At 72.0% G+C, this 25,058-nt stretch carries 22 protein-coding genes; 14 read left to right on the forward strand and 8 right to left on the reverse strand.

The features are described 5' to 3' along the window. Positions 1 to 24: 24 nt before the first annotated feature. Both WMF12_RS11045 and WMF12_RS11050 read right to left on the reverse strand, forming a co-directional pair. Positions 25 to 1,074, reverse strand: coding sequence for an OmpA/MotB family protein (locus WMF12_RS11045; RefSeq protein WP_437870607.1), 1,050 nt, complete (start codon positions 1,072 to 1,074; stop codon positions 25 to 27). A gap of 281 nt (positions 1,075 to 1,355) precedes the next feature. After that, positions 1,356 to 1,967, reverse strand: coding sequence for a hypothetical protein (locus WMF12_RS11050; protein WP_437870608.1), 612 nt, complete (start codon positions 1,965 to 1,967; stop codon positions 1,356 to 1,358). 606 nt (positions 1,968 to 2,573) lie between these two features. Here WMF12_RS11050 and WMF12_RS11055 point away from each other — a divergent pair. The 11 genes from WMF12_RS11055 (at position 2,574) to WMF12_RS11105 (ending at position 17,389) form a co-directional block, all read left to right on the forward strand. Continuing rightward, positions 2,574 to 3,665 (forward strand): type III polyketide synthase, encoded by a 1,092-nt coding sequence (locus WMF12_RS11055; RefSeq protein ID WP_437870611.1) that lies wholly within the window; start codon positions 2,574 to 2,576, stop codon positions 3,663 to 3,665. Positions 3,666 to 3,721: 56 nt separating this feature from the next. After that, positions 3,722 to 4,684 (forward strand): aldo/keto reductase, encoded by a 963-nt coding sequence (locus tag WMF12_RS11060; protein ID WP_437870613.1) that lies wholly within the window; start codon positions 3,722 to 3,724, stop codon positions 4,682 to 4,684. A 44-nt stretch (positions 4,685 to 4,728) separates the two neighbouring features. Beyond that, positions 4,729 to 5,115 carry a nuclear transport factor 2 family protein gene (locus WMF12_RS11065; protein WP_437873849.1) on the forward strand — a complete coding sequence of 129 codons (387 nt, stop codon included), beginning with the start codon at positions 4,729 to 4,731 and terminating at the stop codon, positions 5,113 to 5,115. A gap of 185 nt (positions 5,116 to 5,300) precedes the next feature. Next, positions 5,301 to 5,672: a DMT family transporter gene (locus WMF12_RS11070; RefSeq protein ID WP_437745551.1), complete on the forward strand. Its 372-nt coding sequence runs from the start codon at positions 5,301 to 5,303 to the stop codon at positions 5,670 to 5,672. Positions 5,673 to 5,805: 133 nt separating this feature from the next. Beyond that, positions 5,806 to 6,276: a DUF3574 domain-containing protein gene (locus WMF12_RS11075; RefSeq protein WP_437870614.1), complete on the forward strand. Its 471-nt coding sequence runs from the start codon at positions 5,806 to 5,808 to the stop codon at positions 6,274 to 6,276. Positions 6,277 to 6,608: 332 nt separating this feature from the next. Next, positions 6,609 to 11,324 carry a copper oxidase gene (locus WMF12_RS11080; protein WP_437870615.1) on the forward strand — a complete coding sequence of 1,572 codons (4,716 nt, stop codon included), beginning with the start codon at positions 6,609 to 6,611 and terminating at the stop codon, positions 11,322 to 11,324. A gap of 19 nt (positions 11,325 to 11,343) precedes the next feature. Continuing rightward, positions 11,344 to 13,551: a YncE family protein gene (locus WMF12_RS11085; RefSeq protein WP_437870616.1), complete on the forward strand. Its 2,208-nt coding sequence runs from the start codon at positions 11,344 to 11,346 to the stop codon at positions 13,549 to 13,551. Then, positions 13,548 to 14,165, forward strand: a complete 618-nt coding sequence (locus tag WMF12_RS11090; protein WP_437870618.1) for an SCO family protein — start codon at positions 13,548 to 13,550, stop codon at positions 14,163 to 14,165. The genes WMF12_RS11085 and WMF12_RS11090 overlap by 4 nt, the downstream gene beginning before the upstream one ends. A gap of 8 nt (positions 14,166 to 14,173) precedes the next feature. Beyond that, entirely contained in the window at positions 14,174 to 14,896 is a 723-nt protein-coding gene (locus tag WMF12_RS11095) for an SCO family protein (RefSeq protein WP_437870622.1), read from the forward strand. Between the two features lie 46 nt (positions 14,897 to 14,942). After that, on the forward strand, positions 14,943 to 16,637 hold the full coding sequence (locus WMF12_RS11100; protein ID WP_437870631.1) for a cytochrome c/ABC transporter substrate-binding protein: 1,695 nt from the start codon (positions 14,943 to 14,945) through the stop codon (positions 16,635 to 16,637). Positions 16,638 to 16,810: 173 nt separating this feature from the next. Next, complete coding sequence (locus WMF12_RS11105; RefSeq protein ID WP_437870633.1) at positions 16,811 to 17,389, forward strand: Uma2 family endonuclease; 579 nt, start codon at positions 16,811 to 16,813, stop codon at positions 17,387 to 17,389. A gap of 287 nt (positions 17,390 to 17,676) precedes the next feature. Here the strand turns inward: WMF12_RS11105 and WMF12_RS11110 are convergent, their stop codons facing one another. From WMF12_RS11110 to hflX, 6 genes are all read right to left on the reverse strand, one after another. After that, entirely contained in the window at positions 17,677 to 18,291 is a 615-nt protein-coding gene (locus WMF12_RS11110) for a Uma2 family endonuclease (RefSeq protein ID WP_437870635.1), read from the reverse strand. Positions 18,292 to 18,415: 124 nt separating this feature from the next. Beyond that, positions 18,416 to 19,261 (reverse strand): NmrA family NAD(P)-binding protein, encoded by an 846-nt coding sequence (locus tag WMF12_RS11115; protein WP_437870637.1) that lies wholly within the window; start codon positions 19,259 to 19,261, stop codon positions 18,416 to 18,418. 26 nt (positions 19,262 to 19,287) lie between these two features. After that, entirely contained in the window at positions 19,288 to 20,136 is an 849-nt protein-coding gene (locus WMF12_RS11120) for an AraC family transcriptional regulator (RefSeq protein WP_437870639.1), read from the reverse strand. Positions 20,137 to 20,173: 37 nt separating this feature from the next. Further along, entirely contained in the window at positions 20,174 to 20,365 is a 192-nt protein-coding gene (locus tag WMF12_RS11125) for a DUF6194 family protein (RefSeq protein ID WP_437870642.1), read from the reverse strand. A gap of 113 nt (positions 20,366 to 20,478) precedes the next feature. Next, positions 20,479 to 20,829 carry a DUF705 domain-containing protein gene (locus WMF12_RS11130; protein WP_437870645.1) on the reverse strand — a complete coding sequence of 117 codons (351 nt, stop codon included), beginning with the start codon at positions 20,827 to 20,829 and terminating at the stop codon, positions 20,479 to 20,481. 346 nt (positions 20,830 to 21,175) lie between these two features. Next, positions 21,176 to 22,513, reverse strand: a complete 1,338-nt coding sequence (hflX, locus tag WMF12_RS11135; RefSeq protein WP_437870650.1) for a GTPase HflX — start codon at positions 22,511 to 22,513, stop codon at positions 21,176 to 21,178. Between the two features lie 524 nt (positions 22,514 to 23,037). Between hflX and WMF12_RS11140 the strand changes: the two genes are divergently transcribed. From WMF12_RS11140 to WMF12_RS11150, 3 genes are all read left to right on the forward strand, one after another. Further along, positions 23,038 to 23,973 carry a hypothetical protein gene (locus WMF12_RS11140; RefSeq protein ID WP_437870652.1) on the forward strand — a complete coding sequence of 312 codons (936 nt, stop codon included), beginning with the start codon at positions 23,038 to 23,040 and terminating at the stop codon, positions 23,971 to 23,973. Positions 23,974 to 24,250: 277 nt separating this feature from the next. Then, a complete protein-coding gene (locus WMF12_RS11145; protein ID WP_437873989.1) occupies positions 24,251 to 24,703 on the forward strand; it encodes a hypothetical protein in 453 nt (150 codons plus the stop codon). Further along, on the forward strand, positions 24,622 to 25,038 hold the full coding sequence (locus WMF12_RS11150) for a nuclear transport factor 2 family protein (protein WP_061614382.1): 417 nt from the start codon (positions 24,622 to 24,624) through the stop codon (positions 25,036 to 25,038). The genes WMF12_RS11145 and WMF12_RS11150 overlap by 82 nt, the downstream gene beginning before the upstream one ends. Positions 25,039 to 25,058 lie beyond the last annotated feature (20 nt).

Below are 25,058 nucleotides of genomic sequence, written 5' to 3' on the forward strand. Positions count from 1 at the left end.
GTCGCGGCAGCCCTCGCGTCGCCCTCACGGGTACGTATCGTCCCCGCCCTTCGTGCCGGCTCCCGGCCGGGTCTCGCCAGCCGGGCGGGCCGCACCGCCCGGACGAGGCTCGCCAGCCGGGGCCGCGCCAGCCGGTGCTGCGCCAGCCGGGGCCGCGCCAGCCGGTGCTGCGCCAGCCGGTGCTGCACCAGCCGGGGCCGCGCCAGCCGGTGCTGCACCAGCCGGGGCCGCGCCAGCCGGGCGAGCGGGGCCCTCCGGGAGCTGGGCTGTCCCCTCGATCACGATCTCCACGCGCGGCTCGGGCGGTTGCGCCGCGGCGCCGCCGCCCGCGTCGGCAGGCGGCAGATCGGCGAAGCTCGCCAGGCTGAGCCGCGCGAGGGGCACGCCGGCCTCCTTGGGCTGCGCCAGGAAGAGCAGCACGGCGCGCGCCTGGGCGACCGTCACGTCCCAGCCGTTGCGCCACGCCACGCCAGGCGTGCCGCTCGCCGTGTGGCCGACGACCTGGTAGCCGAGGCCCTTGAGCGGCTCGTTGCTGCGGATGATCGCGGCGATGTCCCTCAGCACCTTCTCCCCCGCCGGGGAGAGCGCGTCGCGGTTCCCCTTGAACAGGACCCGGCTCGGGATCGAGATGACCACGCGGCCGTCGCGCGGCGCGACCGTGACGTCTCCGGCGGCGACCGGCAGGAACGCCCTGAGGACGTCGCTGTCGCGCTCTGACGCCGGGCGGGCCCCGGCCGGCTCGCCGCGCGGCGGCGTCGCGCCCAGCCCGACGTCGAGGCCCGAGATCGGATCGTTCGCCCAGTGTGGATCGGCCGCGGCGCCGCCGCGCGGGCCCTGCTCTTCCAGCTGGCGGACGCGCGCCTGGCTGGCCACGAGCTCGCGCTGGAGGCGCTCGGACCGGTCGAGCTGAGCTTGCCATTCGAACTCGGTGTAGCCGCACCCGGCGAGGAGCGCAGACGCGACCAGCGCGGCCAGGCCGCGCCCGGCGAAAGCGGCCCGGACAGCGCGGGGAGGGGGGACCTCGGCGCGCCCCTTCGCGCTCACCTCTGCGACACCCGAAACAGGCAATTGCACTTGGCAGGCTCCTTCTCGCCGGATCATCCGGATCCATCCTCCTCGCGCCGGGGCGCTGAGCGGGCGGGAGCCTATCCGAGCGGCCGTGATCCCACAAGGCGCGGGCGGCGCTCATTCCACGTTCGGGCCACGTTCGGGCCACGTTCGGGCCACGTTCGGGCCGGGGCGCGCGCCCCGGCCTCGAAGACCTCGGCAGGGGACCGGGCTGAGGGACCGGTCCGCTCCGGGATCGATCCGCCTGTGCGCGGTCCCGCGCTCGCTCGCCATGCGGGTGAGCTCGCCTACGACAGGCGCTCCTGGCCGGCGCCGTTCGGCAGCGAGGCCTGGTGCATTTTCCTGCGGTGCTCGAGCTCGGCAGAGATGAGCCGCACGAGCTCCGTCGAGAGGACGATCGCCTCCCGAGGACCATATCCATGCTTGCTCAGCTCCCGCGCGACCGACTTGGCCAGGATCTTCATCGCCGAGTCGATCTCTCCCGGCGTCTTCGATGTCGACGTCGAGAAGAGGCTCGCGGTCATCTGGGTGTCGGCGCCTCGCCCCTGGCCGTCCTCGGGCGTCCGGTGCAGCGCCGGCTCGCGCTCCGGAGGCGCCGCGCTCCGGAGCGATGGCCGATCGATCGCGTGGCTTTCGTGGTTTTCGGCCGATGCGGGCGTCGTCGTGCTCGTCGTGCTGTCCGTATGCAGCGATGTCATGTTGTGCGCGCTCACGGTGGATCCCCGTCGTCGTTTAACGGTTTTCTCGCCTTCGTCCTTCGTTCCCGCGCGAGAGGTGCTGTTCATCTCGAGCTCATGCCGCTCGTCGCCGCGGCAGGTATCGGTGGATTTACGTCGCGAGGCGAAGTTGACGGTAAAAGCAGGAATGGCACCTGCCGGGGTAGTGTGGAGGCGGACCACAACGGCCCCTGACCCCACGATAGCAGGGCTCCGATGAAGGGCATCACTTCATCGGTCGTTCGCGCGCGAACACCCATGTTCGCGCGCCGCCGGCGATGCGCCGAGGGGCGCTCGCGCGAGACTGCAACTCTGAACGTGCGCGCCAATGCTCCGCCCGCAGGGGGCGCCGTCCGCGGTGCGCTGCGAGCGCGAGAGGTGGCTTGCCCGGGGCAGACCCGGGTGCGTCTGGCGCGCTCGCGGCGCGGGGCGCGGGGCGCGGCCGCCCGCGCTGCGCTCCGCCGGGGAGCCCGGACGCACGCGTGCACGGATGAGGAACAACCGACGTTGAGCACGGATGGCGAGTCGGATGTTCGCTGGTCGGACAGGGCTTGTTAGGAATCGCACACCTTTCATTGACGATGTGTGATTCCTGCGGTACTCGATGGAATCGTTGGCGGCCCGACGCTGAGGCGCCATGGGCGTCCGGAGGGAATTCCGGGCTTTGTAGAGCCGGCGGCGCGGTAGATCGACGCGATGTCCTCGCTTCCGTGTGCCGCTCCATGGCGCCGTTCGCTGCGGCTCGGCCGACGCCGGACGTTCCGAGTTCATCATGTGTAGGGGGGAAGTATGGCCACACTGTGCAGGCCGGAAGTCGCGGTTCCGGAGTTCATCGTCACGCGGGAAGAAACGCTGAAGTTGGCGGAGCGGCTGCACGCGAGAAACCCGCAGCTGAAGCTCGTGCTGCGGCTCATCAACGGCACCGGGGTGCAGAAGCGCCACATCGTGCAGCCTCTGGAGCAGGCGCTCGCTCACCCTGGTTTCGAGATCCGAAATAGAATTTACGAACGGGAGGCCAAGCGACGGGTGCCGCCGGTGATACGGCAGGCGCTGGAGAACGCCGAGCTCACGGCGCGGGACATCGACGCCATCATCTTCGTCTCGTGCACCGGCTTCATGATGCCGTCTATGACGGCCTATCTGATCAACGCCATGGGCTTCCGGCACGACACGCGGCAGATCCCGATGGCGCAGCTCGGCTGCGCGGCCGGGGCGGCGGCCATCAGCCGCGCGCACGACTTCTGCGCTGCGCACATGAAGGCCAACGTGCTCATCGTGGCCTGCGAGTTCTGCTCCCTCTGCTACCAGCCGACGGACGATGACGTCGGATCGCTCCTGTCCGACGGCCTCTTCGGGGACGCGGTGGGCGCGGTCGTCGTCCGGGGCAGCGGAGGCACAGGCATCCGGCTGGAGCGGAACGAGGCTTATCTCATCCCGGACACCGAGGAGTGGATCTCGTACGCCGTCAAGGACACCGGGTTTCACTTCCGGCTCGACAAGCGGGTCCCCGGGACTATGAAGCCCCTCGCCCCCGTGATGCGCCGGCTCGTCTCGAGCCACGGCTGGGACGTGGGCAACCTCGACTTCTACATCGTCCACGCGGGCGGTCCGCGCATCCTCAACGATCTGTGCAGGTACCTGGAGGTGCCCCAGGAGGCGTTCCGGTACAGCAGGGCCACGCTGACGGAGTACGGCAACATCGCGAGCGCGGTGGTGCTCGACTCTCTAGGACGCCTGTTCGCGGACAGGCCGATGCCCGACGGCGCGCGCGGCGTGATCGCGGGGTTCGGCCCGGGGATCACGGCGGAGATGGCCGTCGGCTCCTGGGTGAACGATCACGGCCAGAGCAGGGGCGGAGCGCGCTCGTCCTCCGCCGCGTGACAGCGGCCCTGTCGCTCCTGCCATGTAAATCGTGTGAGAAGAGGAAGGGAAGGCTGATGACCAACGCATCGCTCAAGACGCCGTCGCTGAGGTTCACGCTCGGAGGCGACCGTCCCGTCTGCCGCATGGGCTATGGCGCCATGTACCTGACCGGGCCGGGCTACTGGGGGCCGCCGGCCGACCCGGACGCGGCCGTCCGGCTCCTGCGGCGCGCCGTCGACCTCGGGGTGAACTTCATCGACACCGCCGACGCCTACGGCCCGGACACGAACGAGCAGATCATCCGCCGCGCTCTCCATCCGTACCCGGCGGGGCTCGTGATCACCACCAAGGGCGGGCTGCTGCGCTCCGGACCGGAGGACTGGACCGTCCAGGGGCGCCCGTACATCGTGCCGTGCGGGCGTCCGGCGTACCTCCGCCAGCAGGTGGAGATGAGCCTGCGAAACCTCGGGCTCGAGCGCATCGAGCTCTATCAGCTCCACCGCATCGACCCGGCCGTACCGCTGGCCGATCAGCTCGGCGAGCTCGCGCGGCTCCGGGAGCAGGGCAAGATCCACCATATCGGCCTCTCCGGGCAGCCCGAGGTCACCGTGGAACAGCTCGCCAAGGCGCGCGAGATCACCGAGATCGCCGCCGTGGAGAACCTGTACAACGTCGCGGACCGCTCCGGGGAGAAGGCCCTGCGGTACGCCGAGCAGCACGGCATGGCGTTCATTCCGTGGTTCCCCATGGGACACGGCGACCTCGCCAAGCCCGGCAGCGTCCTCTCCGGGCTCGCCAAGGAGCGCGGCGCGACGCCCGCCCAGCTGGCCCTCGCCTGGCTGCTGCACAGGTCGCCGTCCATCCTCGCCATCCCCGGCACCTCGTCCATCAAGCACCTGGAAGAGAACTGTCGCGCGGCGGACATGAAGCTCGACGAGAGCGAGCTGGCCGCCATCGAGGACGCCGCTGCTGCCGCGAAGACGTGGCGTCCATCGGCGTCGGAATCGGGGTCCGCCCACACGGAGGAGACGCCTTGAGCGCCCAGCAGCAAACCAGCGCCGCCCATCCGAACGTCCAGAAGCTGCGCACCCTCTACGCCGATCTGTCGCGCATCGGGGAGTTCGTCGCCGACGACATGGTCCTGCACACCGCGCACCGGGAGCTCTGCCGCGACAGGGCCGCCGGCCGCGTCGTCGGCAAGGCGGCCGCCGCCACCCACGAGCGCGAGCTGATCCGCATGACCGGCGGCACCCTGCTCATGGACGTGCAGCACATCTTCGCCAACGATCACTTCGGCGCCGCGTTCGGCGTGCTGCGCGCCCACCTCGGCGGCGCGAGCCTGGCGATGCCGTTCTGCGGGGTCTGGCGCTTCCGCGGGGGCCTGATCACGGAGCACTGGGAGAACGCGTACGACGTGGCCTCCGTGATGGCGTTCCTCGGCGACGAGAGCGGCGCCCCGCCCGCCTGAGGCGCCGGGGGGCCGCGCCACGAGCGCCTCAGCGGGGGTGCGAGGCGCGGGCTGCGCCGCGAGGGCCTCGCCCCACCCTTTGTCGTTCCCGCCATCCTCCCGGATCTGCTACTGCTGCGCGCCGCGCCGGTGCCCTCCCGGGCACGGCGAGCTCCCCCGGGGAGCGCGCTCGCCGCACGTCAGCCATGGCTCAAGGTTACCTCTTCCTCATCATCGCCCTCGTCTTCAACGCGACAGCGAACATCCTGATGAAGCTGGCGTCGCGGCGCGTCACCTCGATGGAGGGGTTATCCCTCGTCGAGAAGGGCCTCGCGCTCGTCAAGAACTACCACCTCGTGCTGGGGCTCGTGCTCTTCGCGTCGAACATCCTGTTCTACGTCCTGGCGCTCAAGCGCATCAACCTGTCGATCGCCTATCCGATCATGTCGTCGGGCGGCTTTCTGCTCATCTCGGTCTTCTCCGTCTACTTCCTGCACGAGACGCTGACGGCGCTTCAGATCGGCGGCATCGTCCTGATCGCGGCGGGGATCGCGCTGCTCGCGTACAACATCACCTAGGCCTACGGCCGGCCTCCGCGGCGCGACGTCGGACCCCCGGACCGGCCTGCCGGTCCGCCCGCCCTCGGCGTGGGGCCGTGGTACGGTGGCGCGCGCCTCGCGCCCGAACGCCCTCACCCCGGAGACCGCCGCCATGCGCAGCCGAACGCTCCCGCGTGCCTTGCTCGCCGTGCTCCTCGCGACGCTCCTCGCGACGCCCCTCGCGACCACGGCGTGCCACGGCGCGCGGAAGGACGCCGCGCACCCCTCGCCCGACCGGGCCGGCGCCGCCTGCGGGCGCGGCGATCCGATGACGCGGACCGAGCTCTTCTTCGGCCTGGACCGGTTCGAGCTGCCCCCCGTGACGCAGGCGGAGTGGCAGCAGTTCGTCGACACGGCGGTCACCCCGCGCTTCAAGGACGGGCTGACCCAGTTCGATGTCGACGGCCAGTACCTCGCGACGACGGGGAAGCTGATCCGCGAGGACAGCCGGCTGATCATGCTCCTCCACGACGGCGGCCAGGTCGCCTCGGACGCCATCGACGCGATCCGCAAGGAATACAAGGTTCGCTTCAACCAGGAATCCGTGCTGCGTATCGACGAGCCCGTCTGCGTCGGCTTCTGACGTCTGCAACGGCTGCTGAAGGTGGAACTCCGCCCGTTGCGGGGACAGCGCGTGTCGCACGCGTGTCTGTTCGGAACAGCGCCTGTTCTCTCGCCTCGGCGAGCGCCTGAACGCGAAGATTCTTGACCCGCGGGGAGCGGGGAGACAGAGTTTTATGACAACTACCAGGCTTCGGTCGGCGCATGGCCGCGCATTGCATTGCGCGCATCCGTCGGCGTGCTCCTGCCTGGCGTTCATACGAAAAACGTTCGACGCGAGCGCTCCTGCTCGGCTCCACCCGGAGCAAGGAGATCCCCGTGCTGATGAGGCTTCCCTGGCGGCCCGGATGGGCCATGACGATGGTGGCTGTCCTTGGGTGCTCCGGCTCCGAAGGGCCTCCTCCGGAGGAGGAGAGCGTCCTGGAGAGCCAAGATGAGGTGCGCTACGACTTCCATGCACCCGCGTCTGGAAGGACGGTGTTCGCGGACGTCGTGGCCATCGATCAGATGTTCGTCTACGATCGCCTCGGCGCGTTCAACCCTGGGGGCATGGTGTACGCGCTCCGCCGGGACGTGGTGGCCGCCGATCCGTCGAAGCCCATCGGTCCTGGCAACGCGACGCTGCGGCCGGGCAAGCGCCCGAGGCCCCTCGTCCTGCGGGTCAACGCCGGCGACAGGCTCTCCATCTCGTTCACCAACTGGCTCACGCCCGCGACCGGCGCGCTGCCGAGCACCTCCGCGTCGACCCGTGACGCCTCGATCCAGGTGGTCGGGCTCCAGATCCGGAACATCGACGCGCTCGCGGGCGACGTCGGGAAGAACGAGAGCTCGCTGGCCGCGCCGGGCGAGACGCGCAAGTACGAGCTCTTCGCCGGCCGCGAGGGCACGTTCCTCATGCACAGCGGCGGCGCCATGGTCGGCTCGGAGCCCGGGCCGGGGCGGCGGATCTCCCAGACGCTGTACGGCGCCGTCACCGTCGAGCCGCCGGGCGCGGTCGCCTACCGCTCGCAGGTGACGGCCGCCGAGCTCTCGGCCGCCTCCCAGAACCCCTCGAACCCGGACGGCACGCCGCGCATCGACTACAACGCGGTCGACGCGTCCGGTCGGCCGATCCTGAAGATGATCGACGACGCCGGCGAGATCGTGCACGGCGACGTCAACGCCATCATCGCGGGCTTCGGCGAGGAGACGGAGGTCGGCTCCCCTGCCTCCGAGAACATGGGCTATTTCCGCGAGTTCACGGTGCTCTTCCACGACATCCTGAGCGTCGTGCAGCCCATCGCGGAGTACCAGGCGGACCCGCGCTACAACGGCGTGCGCACCGGCTTCGGCATCAACTACGGCGCCGCCAGCCTGGGCAGCGCCGTCTTCGCCAACAAGCGGCGGATCGGCCCGAGCAAGCGCTGCGAGGAGTGCAAATTCGAGGAGTTCTTCCTGAGCTCGTGGGTCAACGGGGATCCGGCGCTGAACATCGATCGGGACGACGCCGGCAACGCGACAGAGGCCCTCTATCCGGACGACCCCTCGAACGTATCCCACGGTTACCTCGGGGATCCCGTCCGCGTCAGGAACCTCCACGCCGGCCCCAGCGAGACGCACGTCTTCCACCTCCACGGCCACCAGTGGCTGCGGTCGCCGGGCAACGAGAAGAGCGCGTACATCGACTCGCAGACCATCGGCCCGAGGGCCGCCTACACGTATGACATCACCTATGGCGGAGGCGGCAACCGCAACCTCTCCGTGGGAGACGCCATCTACCACTGCCACCTGTATGCCCATTTCGCGCAGGGCATGTGGGGGCTCTGGCGCACACACGACGTCTTCGAGGCGGGCACGCCGGACCGCTCGCTCCCGGACGGCGAGCTCGCGGCGGGGACGCCCACGCCCGCGGTCGTGCCGATCCCCGGCGTCGCGCTGGCGCCGATGCCGACCTACGAGCGGACGTCGGTCAGGATGGCCGACGGGAAGACCGAGGAGCGCGACCCCATGCCGGGTTATCCGTTCTACGTCGCCGCGGTCGCGGGGCACCGGCCGTCGCAGCCGCCCCGCGACATGGAGCACGACGGCGGGCTCCCGCGCCACTACATCGCGAACGTCCCGCCGGGAGGCGCGGCGGCCGGCGGCCGCGGCCTCTTCGACGTGCAGCTCTCCAAGGCCGACGTGCAGCTCTTGCCGAAGGACGGCACCCCGTCGGAGGTGGCGGCCGCCAACTTCCACGCGGGCGCGTTCCCGGGCGCCGTGCTGGCGCCGGAGCGCTACGGCTTCCCCGTCAAGGGCTACCCCGCCTTCACGGCGGGCGGCAAGCCGGCGCTCTTCCTCGTGAACGGCCAGCCGCCGGCCGCGGGCGCCCCCTTCGCGGACCCGTGCCCGCCAGGCGCGCCGGTGCGCACCTACCGCGCGGCCTACGTCCAGACCAACGCCCCGGTGAACCGGGCCGGCTGGCACGACGCGCAGGCCCGCATGATCGTCCTCGAGAAGGACGTCGAGGCCACCCTCGACGGCACGAGGGCGCCGGAGCCGCTGTTCATCCGCGCGCAATCCGGCGAGTGCGTGGTGTTCCACGCGACGAACCTCATCCCGGCGGCGCTCGCGGCGGACGACTTCCAGATCTTCACGCCCACCGACGTCATCGGCCAGCACATCCACCTCGTGAAGTTCGACGTCACCTCCTCGGACGGCGGGGCGAACGGCTTCAACTACGAGGACGGGGCCCTCGCGATGGAGGAGGTGGTGGCGCGCATCCAGGCGGCCAACGCGCTCGGCGGGGCCCTCGCCGCCGGCGTCAGGAGCGGCGAGCCCGGGGCGCGCGTGCGGCTCGAGGACCCGACGCGCCACCCGCGCATGACGAGCCCGTCGCTCGGGGCGCAGACCACGATACAGCGCTGGTGGGCCGATTCGATCATGAGCGAGGCCGGCCAGGACCGCGCGCTGAGCACGGCCTTCACCCACGATCACTTCTCGGCCTCATCACACCAGCACCACGGGCTCTACGGCGGCCTCGTCGTCGAGCCGGCCGGCTCGATCTGGCGCGATCCGGAGACCGGAGCGCTCTTCGGCGATCGCAGCGACGGCGGGCCGACGAGCTACCGCGCCGACATCCTGTTTCCCCCGGGCGATCACCGGAGCCCGTTCCGCGAGTTCAACCTGAGCATCGCCGATTACGGCCCCGTCTACGACGAGTGCGGCCGGCCGGTGAACCCGTCGTCGCAGGCGCCGGCGCCGCTGCCGGTGGCCATCACCCATGGGCCCTCCACCCCCGACGCGATCTCGTGGCGTGACTCGGGCGTCGGGCTCATCAATTACCGGAACGAGCCGATCCCGCTCCGGATCGCCGAGCGCAACTGCAGCACGCGCGCGGTCGTCCAGAAGAGCGGCGACGCCGGCGCCATGCACAACGTCTTCAGCTCGCGTGTCCACGGGGATCCCGCGACGCCGCTGCTCCGCGCGTACGAGGGCGATCGCACGCTGATCCGCCTCACCCAGGGCGCGCAGGCGGAGCAGCACGTGTTCACCGTGCACGGGAAGAAGTGGCTGAACGAGTCGACCGATCCCGACAGCGGCTACGCCAACGGGCAGGCCATCGGCGTCTCGGAGCAGGCGGATCTCGCGCTCGACGCGGCGCCCCTCTTCCGGAAGAACGCGGCGGGCGGCGCGGACTACCTCTATGCGGGCGCGCCGACGGACGATCTCTGGGAGGGGCGGTGGGGCATCCTGCGCGTCCACGGCGAGCGGCAGCCGGATCTCCTGCCGCTCTCGGGCGCGTCGCTGAGGAGGGGCAGGCGCCGGGAGGTCGAGGTGTGCCCGCCCGAGGCGCAGAAGAGGGCGTATGTCGTCCACGCGATCACCGCGAAGGGCAACCTGCCGGGCGATCGCCTCACGTACAACGCCACGTACGGGCTCAACGATCCCAACGCCATCCTGTTCGTCCTCGAGGAGGATCTGGCCGCCCTGCGCTCGGGCGCGCGCCCGCCCGAGCCGCTCGTCCTGCGCGCGGCGGCCGGCGAGTGCGTCGAGGTCACGCTCGTCAACGACCTGCCCGAGGATCCGCCGAAGTCGCCTCACTGGAACTACAACGCTCCCATCGTCGACGGGTTCAACGTCAACCAGGTGAAGCCGTCGAACCGCGTCTCGCTGCACCCGCAGCTCGTGGGGTATGACGTGACGGCGAGCGACGGCGCGAACGTGGGCCAGAACCCCGATCAGACGGTCGAGCGCGGGAAACAGCGGACGTACACCTGGTACGCCGGCGACATCTCCGTGACGGCGCGGGGCGACGTCCGCTGGCAGCCCATCGAGCTCGGCGCCGTGAACCTCAAGGACATGGCGGACGTGGTGAACCACCCGATGCATGGCGGGATCGGCGCGCTGATCGTCGAGCCGGAGGGCGCCGTCTGGTACCCGAGCCGGGACTCCCGCGCGGCCGCCCAGGTGAAGTACCGGGACGAGAACGGCTCCGAGATCTGGTTCCGCGAGTTCGTGCTCCTCTACCAGGACGAGGTGCCCTTGCAGTCGGATCAGGCGGCTTTCCGCTGCCTCAACCCGGCCCTGGGCTGCGGCGCCACCCTCGCGAACGTCGCTGGCCCTCCCGATCCCGACTTCACTGGCCACAAGGCGTTCAACTACCGCGCCGAGCCCATCTGGGCGCGGCTCGGCGTGGGGCCGGACGCGCCTCTCGGCGTCCGCCCGGGCCTCGACGTCAGCGGCGTCTTCAGCTCGGCGGGGCGCGGCGATCCGGCGACGCCGATCTTCACGGCGGGGCGCTATGACCGCGTGCGCTTCCGGGTGCTGCAGGCCTCGGGGCACCGGCGCCAGCACTCGTTCGGGCTCTCGAACACGGAGTGGGCGTACAACCCGTGGGCGCAAGGCTCGGGATCCCGGTACCAGGGCCGGAACAGCAAGAGCTTCGCCGTGAGCGCGCACGGCGGCATCGGCCCCATGACCGCGTGGACGGTGACTCCCTACTTCAGGTCGGGCGGCATGTTCGAGGTCCCCGGCGATCGCCTCTACATGGACCAGTCGAACGCCATGCTCACCGGCGGGCTCTGGGGCATCTGGCGGGTCACGCCGTGAGCGGGAGGAGGGGCCTGTGATGCGACGGATCTCGATGGACGGCGCCTCGATGGGCGCGCGCGGACTCTGGCTCTCGCTGGCCTGGCTCAGCGCCTCGACGGCGCTCGGCTGCGGCCGGAGAGAGGCGCTCCCTGCCTCGCAGGACCCGGGGGCCGAGCGGCCGGCGCAGCCGGCGCAGCTCGCGCCGCCGGCGCAGCCCGAGGAGCCGGCGGCTCCCCTGCAGGAGAGCCGGGTCGAGCGCGATGGGCTCTCCATCGCGTTCGCCCTGCGGCCGCTGGACCGCGGCCAGCAGGGCGGGGGGACCGGCCTCGGGGCGGGGCCGGCCGCGGCGGTGGCGGGCTCCGACGTCGTGGCCGAGTTCACCATCACCGACGCGTCCACGGGCGCGCCGGTCCGTGGCCTCACGCCGCTCGGCTGGATGTCGCGCCGCGCCGGGGCGGACGGCGCCGCCGCGGCGAGCTTCTCCGGCCGCGCGCCCGCAGCGAGCCTCGCCAGCGGTGCGCCCGCGGCGAGCCTCGCCAGCGGCGCGATCGACGCCGCGCCGGACGAGGCGGCGTGCCGGGGGAAGATCAAGAGCTTCATGGCGGGCCTCCTGTCCGTGCGCCCCGAGGTCGACATGAACGCCTACCTCCTCTGGACGCTGAACCAGGACAACTCCCTCTCGGCCATCAACCCGCAGGTCGCCCTCGCCAGGACGCAGCTCCGGAGCGTGGTCAGCCTCGCGGGCCGCGGCGTCTCGTTCGTTCTGCACCCCGACCGGGAGAGCCTCTACGTGACGCTCCGGGGCGGGCAGGGCCTCGCCGTGGTGGACACGCGGCGGGGGCTCGTCCGGACGAACGTCCCCGTCGGCCAGGATCCGTCGCGCGTCGTGGTCGCCCCCGACGGGCGCACGGTCTGGGTGGGCAACGACGGCGACGGGACGGTGAGCGTGATCGACGCCCGCTCGACGGACGTCCTGAAGACGCTCCCGGTGGGCCCGGGCCACCACGAGATCGCCTTCACCGGCGGCGGCCGCGCCGCGTGGATCACGAGCCAGCAGGGCGAATCGGTGGCCGTGGTGGACGGCGAGACGCTCGAGCCGCTCGCCGAGATCGCGGTGGGCGAGGGGGTCGTCGCCATCGCGGCGAGCGATGAAGCGGGCGTGGTCCACGCGGCGAACGCCGCGCGCGGCGAGGTCGTGATCCTCGACGTCGCGCGCCGCGCCGTCGCCGGGCGCGTCGCCCTGAAGCCCGGGCTCGGCGCGCTCCAGTTCGACCCGGGCGGGCGGTTCTCGTTCGCGCTGAACCCGTCCGCGAACGAGGTCGCCGTCCTCGACGGCGCGACGGGCGCGGTGGCGCACACGCTCACCGGGCTGGCCGCGCCGGACGCGGTCACCTTCACCGGGGCCTTCGCCTACATCCGCAACCGGGGCGCCGCGCGGGTCTCGCTCGTCGACCGGTCGGCCCTCGGCGGCCCGGCGGCCCCGCCCCTCGTCGACATCGCGGTCGGCCAGGGCCCGCCTCTCGCCGCCGCCGCGCGGACTGGGCCGGCCGCGCTCGCCACGCCCATCGCCCCCCTGCCCGAGGGCAACGGCGCCCTCGTCGCGAGCCCGGCCGACAGGGCGCTCTACGTCTACGTGGAGGGCATGATGGCCCCGATCGGCACCTTGCCGAGCTACGGCCGCGAGCCGCGATCGATCCTCGTCGAGGACAGGTCGCTCAAGGAGGTGCGTCCGGGCGTGTACGCGACCACGGTGCGCCTCGGCGAGGGGGGGCTCTACGACGTCGAGCTCCTCCTCGACCGCCCGCGGACGGGGGTGTGCCTCGAGGCCACCGTGGCGCCCGCGCGCTGCGCCCCGGGCGACGGCGAGGCCGACGCGTCCGGCTGCGGGGGCGACCCCGTGAAGGACATTGCGATCGCGCCGCTCTTCGAGCCCGACCTGCGGCTCGCGGCGGGCGAGCCCGCGACGCTGCGCTTCCGCGCGACCGCGGGCGAAGGGGGCCCTCCGCTCGACGCTGAGGACATCGAGGTGATGGTCGTCCGGTTCCCGGCCGGGTACCGCTTCCGCGGCGCGCCGCGGGCCGAGGGGGACGGCACGTTCTCCGTCGCGTTCACGCCGCCTGCGCCGGGCCAGTACCGCTTCCTCGCCGCCGTCCCTGGGCGCGGGGCGCCTGTCGGCGCGCTCCCGTTCGTCCCGCTGCGGGTCTCCGCGCGCGGCGCTGGCGCGCAGGGCGGAGGTGCGCGATGAGGCCCGGGGCGGCCCTCGCCGCGGCGGCCCTCGCGCTCGCGATCTCCTCGGCCGCGCGCTTCACGCCCGCCGAGAGCAAGGCGCCGCGCGTGGAGCGGATGAAGATCGGCGGCGTCTCCCGGGAGGACGACGCCGCCGCGGCGCGGTACTTCACCAACACCGAGCTCGTCGACCAGCACGGCCGCGCGCACCGCTTCTACGACGGGCTGCTGCGGGGCCGGAAGGTGCTCATCAACTTCGCCTTCACCTCGTGCAAGGGCGTCTGCCCCACGATGACGGCGAACCTCGCGCGCGTGCAGGCGCTGCTGCGGGCGCGCGGGCAGGCGGTGACGATGCTGACGATCACGGTCGACCCGGAGAACGACACGCCGGCCGCGCTGAAGGAGTACGCCGCGAAGTTCAAGGCGGGCGAGGGCTGGTACTTCCTGACCGGCACGCCCGAGAACGTCGCGGCGGTGCTGAAGCGCCTCGGCGGCCAGGTGAAGCGCCCCGACGAGCACACGATGACGCTGCTCGTCGGCGACACGTCGACCGGCATGTGGCTGAAGGCGTTCGCCACCGAGGAGCCCGAGGCGCTCGCGCGCGCCGTCCAGCACCTCAACGACCCACGGTGAGGCCCACAATGCGTTTCCTGTCGCTCGGTGCATCGAAAGCGCTGGTCCTGGCCGGCGCGCTCGCCGTGGCCTCGTGCGGCCGCGGGAGCGGGAACGCGCCTCCTGGCGAGCACGCGGCCCCCGCTCCCGCGGGGCCGCCTGGGCACCCTCCGGACGTCGCTGCCGCCGCGGGGCCGCATGGGCTCTCCGCGGACGGCGCGGCGGAGGTGCGCGCCTCGCCGGCGACGGGCGTCGAGGTCCTGGACGAGGAGCTCGTGGATCAGGACGGCCGCCCCGTCCGCCTGCGCGAGCTCGCCAGGGACCGGGTGCTCGCCGTCAATTTCATCTTCACGACCTGCACGACGATCTGCTCGCCGATGACGGCCATCTTCGGCCGGCTCCAGGCCGAGCTCGGCGGCGCGCTGGACCGGGACGTGCGGCTCGTCTCGATCTCGCTGGACCCTGCGATGGACACGCCCGAGCGGCTGAACGCGTACGCCGAGAAGTTCGGCCGGCGGAAGGGCTGGTCGTTCCTGACGGGGCGGCGCGAGCGCGTGAACCGGGTGCTGGACGCGCTCGGGGGGCGCGCTCCGATCAAGGAGCGGCACGCGCCGATCACGCTCATCGGGCGCGAGGCGGAGGGCCGCTGGACGCGGGTCGAGGGCATCGCGCCGCCGGGGCGCCTCGCGGACGAGGTCCGGGCGTTCCTTCCGCCGCGAGGGGCTGCGGCGCGGAGCGCGGGCGGTGGCTAGGCCGGGGGCCCGTTCTGGGAGGGCGCGGCTCGGCCTCCTGGCTGCGGTGCCGGTGGGGATCTGCGCGGTCGCGGTGTGGGCGCTCGGCCGTGATGAGCGCGCGCCCCGGGCGTACGCGCCCGCCGCGGGCGAGGTGGCGTCGTGCGAGGAGCTCTCGCCGGCCGCCCGGCGCGGCAAGCGCATCTACCAGCGCGGCGCGACCGAGGACGGCCGGGCCATCGAGGGCGCGATCGTCGGCGGCGCCGCGGCGCTCTCCGGCCGCGAGGCCGCCTGCGCGGGCTGCCATGGCCCCAGCGGGCAGGGGACGACCGAGGGGGGCGTGACGGCGCCGCCGCTCGCGGCCGAGCTGCGCCTAGGGGCCAGCGGCGAGCGGGGTGGGGGAGCAGGGCAAGGGAGGGGGGCTGGCGAGGGGGCGATGACCGCCGCCGCGCTGGTGACGGCGATCCGCGAGGGGCGAGGGCCCGCGGGGCAGTGGCTGAGCCCGGTGATGCCGCGGTACCACCTGGCAGAGGCGGATCTATCGGATCTTGTTGACTATCTGGGTTGTGTCGGCCGGGATCTGGACCCTGGCGTCACGGCGGGCTCGGTGGCGCTGGGCGCCGCGCTGCCGCTGACCGGGCCGGAGGCGCCGGTGGGGGCGGCCGCGCGCGACGTGCTGATGGCGGCGTTCGCCGAGGTGAACGCGCGGGGCGGCCTCTACCGGCGGAGGCTCGAGCTGCGCGTGGAGGACAGCGCCGGGCCGGCGGGCGACGCCGGGGCGACGGCGCGCCTCCTGGACCGGGGCGTGCTGGCGCTGGTGGGGAGCGCCTTCGACGGGGATCCGGCGCTGCGGGCGCGCCTCTCGGAGGAGCGGGCGCCGCTCGTGGGGCCCTTGGCGCTGGCGGGCGCACCCGGGTTGGCTGGCGGGGCGGGCGCACCCGGGTTGGCCGGCGGCGCCCCTGGCCGCGCGCGGGATGTCGCCCGAGGGGGCGCGGCCGGGGCCGACGACGTCGTGTTCCAGGTGCTGCCTGGGCCCGACGTGCTGGCCCGCGTGGCGGTCAAGCACCTCGCCGGCGCTCCTGCGACCGCGGGGGCGCTTGCGCTGGTCGTGCACACGCGCGACCGCGCCGGCGAGGCCTGGGCGTCGGGCGCGCGCGAGGAGGCTGCTCACCGCGACCTCCCTGCGCCGCAGGCGCTCTCCTTCGAGCCGGGCCACCTCTCGTCGCGCGACGTGGCCGGCGCGGCGCGGGCGCACGGCGCGCGGGCCGTTCTCTTCTGGGGCCCCGGCGCGGACCTCGCGAGCGCCAGGGCGGCGCTGGACGACGCCGGCTCGGCCGCGCCGATCTACGCCTCGCTGGGCTCGCTCGCCGGGAGCGCCGGGGCGCCGTCCCGCGAGCTCGCCGGCCGCGTGCTGTTCGTGTACCCAGGCTCCCTGGGCGAGCGGGAGCGGGCGTCGGAGGAAGCGCTGCAGGCGTTCCTGCGCCGGGCAGGCGTGGCGCCGGGGCCGCTCGGTATCCAGGCGAGCGCCTACGTCGCGGCGCAGATCGCGATCGAGGCGCTGAAGCGCGCCGGCGCCCACACGACGCGGGAGGGGCTGATCGCGGCGCTCGAGCGGCTGCGAGACTTCGACGCAGGCCCGGCGCCGCCCGTGACCTTCGCCCGGAACCGCCGGACCGGTGTCCTCGGAGCGAGCCTTCTCTGGATGGATCCGACGTCCGACACCACCGTGCGAGCGTCGGAGTGGATCGAGGTGGTCCCGTAGGGCGGGGCCATCCCGACATCGGTCCTCCCTGCCCACGCACCGTGCTCTCGTGACCAGGGCGAGTGCAGCCATCGCGCGCGCGTCCTCGCCCGAGCCGATGAGCTCAGCGACCCAGGGTGATGCGAGCCTCCCCGGGCTGGTTCCCCATGCGGGGTCGCGCTAGGCTCGGCGCCATGGGTGATCCCGCCACGATGCGGAACATGAGCGCCGCGGAGTACCTGGCGTGGGAGCGGAGCCAGCCTGCGAAGCACGAGTACCATCTCGGCGAGGTGTTCGCGATGGCGGGTGGCAGCCCTCGGCATAATTTGCTGTCAGGCGCCATGATCGCGGAGCTTCGAGCGGCCGTTCGCGGCAAGGGGTGCCACGTGCTGACGTCCGATCAGCGGATCTCGGCCGAGCAAGGGCAGCGCTACGTCTATGCGGACTCGGTCGTGGTGTGCGGCCCCATGGACACGGAACCTGGCACGAGCGATGTCCTCACGAACCCGTGCATCCTTGTCGAGGTCCTCTCGCAGAGCACCGAGCCCTACGACCGCGGCAAGAAGTGGGCGGCGTACCAGCGCCTCGCCTCGCTGACCGACTACGTGCTCGTTTCGCAGGCGTCTGCGCGGGTCGAGCACTATCGTCGCGAGGCGGATGGCTCCTGGCGCTACCGGGTGCTGGAGGCCGGCGACACACTGACGCTGGCGAACGGCGCTACCATCTCGATCGACGCGGTGTACGAAGGCGCGTTCGAGCTCGCCGGCGACTGACATGGACGGAGGCCGCGCGCCCGTATTCGCCACGAGTCCGGCCTATCGGTAGCCACCGTGGCTGTTGCGCGGACCGGAAGATCGATCCCAGAGGATCGATCACGTCAAAATTCAACCGCAAGGGGCGCAAGGGGCGCAAGGGACCAGAGGCGCGATGGTTTCTGTCTTCCCCTTGCGCCCCTTGCGCCCTTGCGGGTTGTCTTCCCTTCTGTTGATTTCTTCGGGGACTCCAACGTGATCGGCGCTCTCGCGGTGCCCTTGTCTCCGCGTCGCGGGGCCGCGGTCCGTCACCGCTGCCGCTCCTCCTCGTCCTCGTCGTCGTCGTCGTCGTCGAACAGCGTGCCTACCTTCAGCACGATCGCATCGAAAGGCTCGGGCCTGACCCGATCCTCCCGCTCGGCGGCCAGCACCAGCAGATATCCCTCTGTCGTCCACCGGTAGACCATGAGCGTCTCCGTCTCGGGGTCGACGATCCAGTAGTGGGGCACCTTGCAGCGCTGGTACGTTCGAAGCTTCTTGAACAGATCGTTGCGGCTGTTCGACGGCGATAGCACCTCACACACCCAGTCCGGCCGTACCCGGATGGGCACCTCGCGAGGCAGCTCCGGCAAGCGCTCGCGCAGCCACCCCGTCACATCGGGACGGTAGACCTCATGGGTTTCCAGCTCGACCTCGACCTCGGTCGCGAACCACCAGCCGCCGGGCCAGCGGCCGCCGGGCCGCCGGTCATAGGGTCCGCTGATCCGGCTCCCGATCCGGAGCTGGGCGCGCCCGTGCGGTCCGCTCGGCATGGCCTTGCGAACGAGCTCGCCACCGATGACCTCGTGGAAACGCTCGCGCTCGGGGATGGCCAACAGATCGTCCGCGGTGGCGAGGCGACGGGCGGAAGCGGCTCCGGACATGCCCGCAGGATAGCGCTGGCGGCTCTCGAGGGCACCACAGGCGTCGCCGACGCGTCACTGCGACCTACCAGAAGGCGAGGGAGCCCGCCCCTGACGAGCTCGCTCCGGGAAGCTCGCCGCAGCGCTACGGGAGCCAGCTCGACGCGTGCTCGCGCGCGAACTCCGCGAAGGAGCGCGGCCGAGCGCCGGTCACGTCGAGCACCGCGTCGCTCCTCTTCGGCCCCCGACCTTCCTGATGGAAGCGGAGCATCGCCGTGATCCCGTCGACGTGCTCCTGGGATACCGCATATGGCAGCATCGCCGCGCGGAACGCCTCCGCCGAGATCGACGCCAAGGTGACCGTCCGGCCGGTCGACCCGGCGATCTCGGCGACCATCGACGAGTACGAGAGCGGCTCGGGCCCGCACAGCGTCAGCGCCTGGCCCTCGAAGCGGTCCGATGACAGGCACTCGGCCGCCACGCGGGCGATGTCGCGCGCGTCGATGACGTTCTCCTCGAAGTCCTCGCACGGCAGGCGGAGGACACCCTCCGTCCGGATCGCGTGACCGTGGTAGTTGATGAAGTTCTGCATGAAGCCGCCTGGCCGGAGGAGCGTGTAAGCGATCCCGGAGGCCTCGACCCCGCGCTCGATCGCGCGATGGACGCGCGCATAGAAGAACGCTTCGCTCTCCGCGCTCATGATCGAGAGCTTGACGAGCCGGTGGGCTCCGGCGCGCCGCGCGGCTTCGACCACGCGGAGCTCGGCGGTGACCTGATCGAGCATGTCTCCTGTCGCGAGGAAGACCGTCGTCGCCCCGCGGAGGCTCGCGTCGAGGCCGTCGCCGGTCTCGAGATCGACGCGCGCGACCTCGCCGGCGTGGTGGGCCGGCCTCCTCGAACGATAGACGCCGCGCGCGGGCAGCCCTTTGCGGTGAAGCTCCGCCAGGACCGCGCTCCCCACGACTCCGCTGGAACCGAAGATGATGTGCATGCGCGCAGCCTGGATCGCGGGCCAGGTCAGCGAATAGGAAGCATTTGACCCCTCTCGGCCGGCGGAATGGGGCGCGCGCCCCGCTGCCTGGCGAGGAGCTCGCGCGGCGTCAGGCCCGAGTGCTTCCGGCACTCGAGGATCCAGTGCGACTGGTCGGAGTACCCTGCTTCGTAGGCGAGATCGGCCCCGGCTCGCCCGCTCCGCGCGGCGATGTCGAGCGCCCGCTGGAACCGCTGGACGCGCAGGAAGTCACGCGGCGTCAAGCCGACCTCGCGACGGAACAGCTCGATGAACCTGCGGTGGCTCAGCCCTGAGGCCGCGACCTCCGCGGCGATCGCGCCCTCGGTGGAGCCGCGCGCCGCGCGCCGGACCGTCGCGGTCACGGCGGCGTGCGACGCGCGGCACGTTCGGGCGCGATCGAGGAAATACGCGCTCAGCGTCGCCAGCCGTTCCATGTTCGTCGCCGCGCCGTCGATGCGCTCCACGAGATCGCGCGCGGATGCGCCGAGCAGATCGTCGAGCGGGTGGTGCTGGTCGGTGAGGGCGTCCATCGGGAGGCCGAAGAGCGGCCACGCGCCGCCGGGGTGAAAGTGCGCGCCCACGAGCCGCGCCTGAGGAGCCGTGGGCACGTCGAACGCGGATCGGCGCGGGCCGGAGACGAGGGCGGTGCGGCATGTCCCGTCGCGGCCGGTCGGCTCTGTCCAGGAGAGCCGCTTGCCGCCGAGGGGGATGACGATCTCTAGCGTCCCGGTGGGCAGCACCCGATCGACGAGGTGCTCTGGACGGTAGCTGTCGTAGATCCAGAGGCTGCGGATGAACGGGCGCAGCGGCTCCGGCGGCAGGATTGCGCGGTAGAAGGAGTGGCTGTCGGTCACGGCGTCCAACCCCGGCGGCGGGCGACATGGCACGGGATCATCGCATGGCCTTCCGGGGCTCGGCGAGCCCGTCGAGCTTCGCGTACCTGCTGACAGCCTGCTGATAGGCCTCGGCCAGCAACGGCCGCGCCGCCTCGAAGGTCGCATCGCTGGGGTTGAGCACACACACCACAGGACTGCGGTGCAACCACGGGGTGCGGCAGCAGTCGATCGAAGGCGGTGAAGTCATGGCCGGTCTCCACAGCTCTGCCAACGGGAGGAGGAGACGGCTGGGGGCCAAACGTTGAGGTCGAGCGGCCAGGCGATGAGCGTCGGGCGAAGCCCGTCCGCTTCATCGCCGTGCTAGACGCCTCTCCCGGCGGCAACGAGGACGGCGTAGTCATGGGCGCTCTTCGATACCGCTTCGTTCGGATGCACCCATACGAGCCCGCGCCAGTCGGCGGGCGTCTGATCGTCGATGAGGATGTTGGGCTTGGGCAGGAAGCCCATGAAGCAACGCTCGATGCCAAGTTCACGCGCGGAGTTTTCGGCGTAGTCGGCGCCACCCGTGCTCCAGCAGTACAGCACGAATCCCTCTTCATGGAGCTGGCGCACGTGTTCGACGACCGCCGACATCGGGATCCGTTTCGAACCGAAGGAACGGACGAGCGTATCGTCGACGTCGACATAGGCCACGAGGTGCTTTGCGTTCATGACAACCTTTCGTCTAGTCCGTGACGCACGCGAGCGTCAAGGTGCTTCCCTGGAATGGTCAGAACATGCGTGAGCTCGTCTAACGGCCTAGGCTTCTGCATCGCGAAGGGCGGTCGGAGGCAGAGCAAGAGAGAGTGCACAGGGAGGCGGGGAGGAGAGAGAGTACACAGGGGGACGGGAAGGCGAGAGATGTATCCAGACCAAGGTGGAGAGGCGAGAGATGGAGGCCATCAACCCGATGATTCGAACGACTGAGCCCCATCTCTCGCCTCCCCGCCTCCCGTCAGGTGCCCCCAGCGCTTCGAACTCACCAGGGTCGCTCGTCAGGACTGGCAGGATCGCTCTGTCATCCGCGGGAGAGCCGCGCCGCGAGCTTGCCCAGCGCCTCCGGGGTGCCGCGGACCGTGACGGAGACCTCGTCGCCGTACTCCTCCCGGACCACCTGGAGCCGATCGCGCAGGTCGGCGAGCACGCCGTGACGATCGTAGGGAATCGATACGGTCTGCTCGACGAGGTGCTGCGCGAAGAAGGCCTCGATCCGCGCCCGGAGCGCGTCGCCGTCCCGGCGATCGAGGGCGCTCATCAGGAGCGCGCCTGGATGCTCGCGGGCGAGCGCGTCGCGCTCCTCGCGACCCAGGCGGTCCGCCTTGTTGAGCAGGAGCAGCGCCGGCGTCTCCGCGGCGCCGATGTCCGCGAGGGCCTGCTCCGTCACGCGGATCTGCGAGCGGAACGCTGGATCGGCGGCGTCGACCACGTGGAGCAGGAGCCACGCTTCTCGCGCCTCGGAGAGCGTGGAGTGGAACGAGGCGACCAGCGCGTGGGGCAGCCGGTGGATGAACCCCACCGTGTCGGCGACGAGCACGGCCGGCGTCGCCGGCGGCGAGAGCTGGCGCACCGTCGTCCCGAGGGTCGCGAAGGGCCTGTCCTCGACGAGGACGTCGCTGCCCGTCAGCTGGCGCATGATCGACGATTTGCCCGCGTTGGTGTAGCCGACGAGCGCCACCCGGAAGCTGTCTGCGCGGGCGAGGCGGCGCTGCTCGGCGCTCTCCTTGAGCTGCTCGAGCTCCCTGCGCACCGCGGCCATCCGGTCCCGGGCGCGCTGCTTGGCGAGCTCGACGTTGGTGTGGCCGCGGGAGGCGCGGCCGCCGCCGCCTTCGCGATCGCCGAGCGTGTGATCGTCGCGGATCCGCGGGAGCTCGTACTCGATCCGGGCGAGCTCGATCTCGAGCCTCGCCTCGCGGCTGCGGGCCCTCTTCTCGAACACGCGCAGGATGACGGCTGTCCGATCGAGCACGTCGACGCCGAGCGCCGCCTGCAGGTTCCGCAGCTGGCCGGGGCTGAGCTCGTCGTCGGCGACGACGACGAGGCGCTCCGCCGGCTGGGACGCCGCGCGGTCGGCCCGGCGCGCATCCGGTCCCCTCGGCACCTCGCCTGTGCCGCCTGTGAGGGCGGCGAGCTCGCGGAGCTTCCCCTCGCCGAGAACCGTGGGGGACGAGCGCACGCTCCTCTTCTGGACGACCTCCGCGACGGCGGTGATGTCGAGGCCGAGCAGCAGCTGCTTGAGCTCGGCGAGCGATCGATGAAGTTCGGCCTCTGCGGCCTCCGGGAGCTGAACGGCGATGACGATCGCCTTGTGAACAGGGGAATTGCGGCACTCGCGGGTTGAGCGCTTCGATGCAGGCATGACACGACCTCCGGCGAACACGTCCGAGGAGGTCGTCGAGCGCTGAGCAGGAGCAGATGGCGGCGAGGGCTACCGGACGGCGTTCCCCCGCGTCTGCGCGCGCATCACGCCCCCGACCTCCGACAAGGGTTCAGGGACGGGTCGACAGCGCGGCAGACCAGCGCGCCTGCGCGGAATGCGCGGGGCGCGGCGTGGGACGCGCTGTCCTGCTCAGCGCAGCCGGAGGGAGGCGGTGGCCATGAGCTGAACCTATCGTATCCGGTGACCAGGGACAACCGGCGAGCGCGCTCGCCGCACCAGCTCGGATGTCCTCCAGGATGAAGTCGAACAACGCCGTTCCGGTCCTGGCTCGGATGTCGCGCTTCAGCTCCTCGATCGCCGCCTGGCTGCGCTCGAGCAAACCCCGACGATCGCCGGGTCGTCCTCGACCTGCGCCTCGAAGTGGGGTCGGTCACCCCGCCGCGGCCGCCTCCGGCTTGCCTTCGCCCCTCCCGCTCGGTAGCGTCGGCCCCGGGTAGATTCTCGTGCCGGCCCCGATCGTCGTCGACATCGCGTCGGGCCCTGCCGTGCATGGCGAGCTCCCGGCGCTCCTCGTCGAGGCGTGCTCCCGCGCCGCCGGCGGCGGCGGGTGCGCGCTCGGCGACCCGAAGCGCGCCGGGACCCCGGTCCGGGCGCTCGCCGTCATCTGGCTGGACGGCCCGGACCACCGCCGCCTGCGGGTCGACGTCGCCTCGGTCGGCGCTCCGGAAGGCACGCTGTCGTCGCGCGAGATCGAGTTCCGCGAGGAGGATCCGCTGCCCGACCGCTACCGCACCGCGGGGCTGCTGGTCGCGGCCCTGGCGTCGGAGCGCGCCGGCGCCCCGACGCCGCCCGAGCCGACCGGCGCGGCGGCCGGCATCGAGCCGGCGGCCGCCTCGCCGCCGCCGCGCCCGCTGGGCTGGTTCCTCGCCGCCGGCGGGCTCGTCGGCAACGGGCTCGATCGCGGCCCCGCCGGCGCCGCGGGCCCTGCCCGCGCCGGCGCCTGGGTCATGGCCACGGCGCTCGACCGGCGCTCGGGGTTCTTCGGGACCCTCTCGGCGTCCTATGCCACGGCCCTGCGCGAGCCGGCCCCGGGGCTGTCCGTCCAGTGGCTCGCGCTCGGGGGGGGCGGCGGCATCGCAGCGCCCATCGTGCCGCTCGACGCGCTCGTCCGGGCGAGGATCGAGGCCGCCGCCGACTGGGTGATCGCCTCCCCGGGCGACCCGAAGAAGCCCGAAGAGACAGGGCACGGCTGGACCATCGGGACGCGCACGGCGATCGACCTCGTATGGCCGGCCGAGGGCAGCGTGGCCCTCCTCGGGAGCGCCGAGGCGTTCGTGCGGATCCACCAGACCGACCTCCGCGTCCACCCGAAGCCCGAGGCGGCGCTGCCGAAGGGCGGCGTCACGGGGATGCTGGGGGTGCAGCTGCGCCTGCGCTGATTCCGCGTGTCAGAAACCCCGCCAGGGATTTCTGCGACAGCGAGAAGGGGCCGGAAGATAGCTCGGCATTTCCAACACTTTCCGTCTGTCTTTCCGCCGAGCGGGGCTCGGCCGTGGCCCAACGCGGCGGTCGCGGCGGTCGCGGTGGAGCGCGCCGATCTCCCGCTGTTCTGCGCGGCGGTCTGCGGCGTCGGTCTGCAAGGCGCGTTCGTGCAGCAGTATCGCTTCGCGATCCTCGAGGGGCAGCCGAGCAGCAAGGGCGCCGGGCCTGCTGACCATGATCCAGCTCGCCAGCGCCGCTGGCATCGTCCCCGGCATCTCGCTCTTCGGCCTGCTGGAGGGGCGGACGTCCAGGTACATGCCCGCTGCCCTGCTGATGCTCGCGGCGCTCCAGCTCATGGCGGCGCTCTCGTTCGCGGCGTACGGGCCGCTGGTCGGGGTCGTGTGGTGTTACGTGTTCGTGACCGCGACGACCCTTGTCGCGCGCAGCCGCCCGGGCTCCGAGCGCTTTCGCGCGCAGGGCGTCGCGCGTCGCCTCCGGGGTGCTGTATGCTCGGCCGAGATCAGGCTCGGATCGGTACGGGAGCAGCGGAGCGCATGGAGTCCTCGGAGAGAAAGCCGGCAAGTCCAGAAGATTCGGTTCGCCAGATGCTCGTCGAGTTCGCGCGCGCCTTCGAGCGAGGCGACGTGGACGCGTTATGCGACATGTTCGTACGTGACGATGCCCTGATCTTCTACGGCACACACGACAAGCTGCACTTCACGCGCTGGGCCGAGATCGAGGCCTCGTTCCGGCGGCAGAGCGAGATCCTGAAGGACCTCGTGTGCAGGATCACCGGCGATGTCCAGGTGCGTCTGCTGGCCGGGGGAGCGGCCGCCTGCGCCGGGACGGCCGGCTTCGGTATCCACGCCACCATGGGCGGCGTGCGCTTCGACCTGCCCGCGCTCCGACTGACCTGCACGGTGGAGCGCCACGGGGATCACTGGCGGTTCGTGCAGCTCCACCTCTCCGTGTCGGACAGGCCGTTCCTCGACAGCGTGGGCCACGTGCTCGAGAGCGCCTGAGAGCGCCTGAACGCCGCGCC

The organism is Sorangium sp. So ce363 (genome assembly GCF_051520435.1).
In the GTDB taxonomy this organism is placed as follows: Bacteria; Myxococcota_A; Polyangia; order Polyangiales; family Polyangiaceae; genus Sorangium; species Sorangium cellulosum_B.

Bases quoted from the DNA above. Each gene is read 5' to 3' on its own strand.
- WMF12_RS11055 (WP_437870611.1), top strand. From the start codon at position 2,574: ATGGCCACACTGTGCAGGCCGGAAGTCGCGGTTCCGGAGTTCATCGTC.
- WMF12_RS11060 (WP_437870613.1), top strand. From the start codon at position 3,722: ATGACCAACGCATCGCTCAAGACGCCGTCGCTGAGGTTCACGCTCGGA.
- WMF12_RS11070 (WP_437745551.1), top strand. From the start codon at position 5,301: ATGGCTCAAGGTTACCTCTTCCTCATCATCGCCCTCGTCTTCAACGCG.
- WMF12_RS11075 (WP_437870614.1), top strand. From the start codon at position 5,806: ATGCGCAGCCGAACGCTCCCGCGTGCCTTGCTCGCCGTGCTCCTCGCG.
- WMF12_RS11080 (WP_437870615.1), top strand. From the start codon at position 6,609: ATGACGATGGTGGCTGTCCTTGGGTGCTCCGGCTCCGAAGGGCCTCCT.
- WMF12_RS11085 (WP_437870616.1), top strand. From the start codon at position 11,344: ATGCGACGGATCTCGATGGACGGCGCCTCGATGGGCGCGCGCGGACTC.
- WMF12_RS11090 (WP_437870618.1), top strand. From the start codon at position 13,548: ATGAGGCCCGGGGCGGCCCTCGCCGCGGCGGCCCTCGCGCTCGCGATC.
- WMF12_RS11095 (WP_437870622.1), top strand. From the start codon at position 14,174: ATGCGTTTCCTGTCGCTCGGTGCATCGAAAGCGCTGGTCCTGGCCGGC.
- WMF12_RS11105 (WP_437870633.1), top strand. From the start codon at position 16,811: ATGGGTGATCCCGCCACGATGCGGAACATGAGCGCCGCGGAGTACCTG.
- WMF12_RS11110 (WP_437870635.1), bottom strand. From the start codon at position 18,291: ATGTCCGGAGCCGCTTCCGCCCGTCGCCTCGCCACCGCGGACGATCTG.
- WMF12_RS11115 (WP_437870637.1), bottom strand. From the start codon at position 19,261: ATGCACATCATCTTCGGTTCCAGCGGAGTCGTGGGGAGCGCGGTCCTG.
- WMF12_RS11125 (WP_437870642.1), bottom strand. From the start codon at position 20,365: ATGACTTCACCGCCTTCGATCGACTGCTGCCGCACCCCGTGGTTGCAC.
- WMF12_RS11130 (WP_437870645.1), bottom strand. From the start codon at position 20,829: ATGAACGCAAAGCACCTCGTGGCCTATGTCGACGTCGACGATACGCTC.
- hflX (WP_437870650.1), bottom strand. From the start codon at position 22,513: ATGCCTGCATCGAAGCGCTCAACCCGCGAGTGCCGCAATTCCCCTGTT.
- WMF12_RS11145 (WP_437873989.1), top strand. From the start codon at position 24,251: ATGATCCAGCTCGCCAGCGCCGCTGGCATCGTCCCCGGCATCTCGCTC.
- WMF12_RS11150 (WP_061614382.1), top strand. From the start codon at position 24,622: ATGCTCGTCGAGTTCGCGCGCGCCTTCGAGCGAGGCGACGTGGACGCG.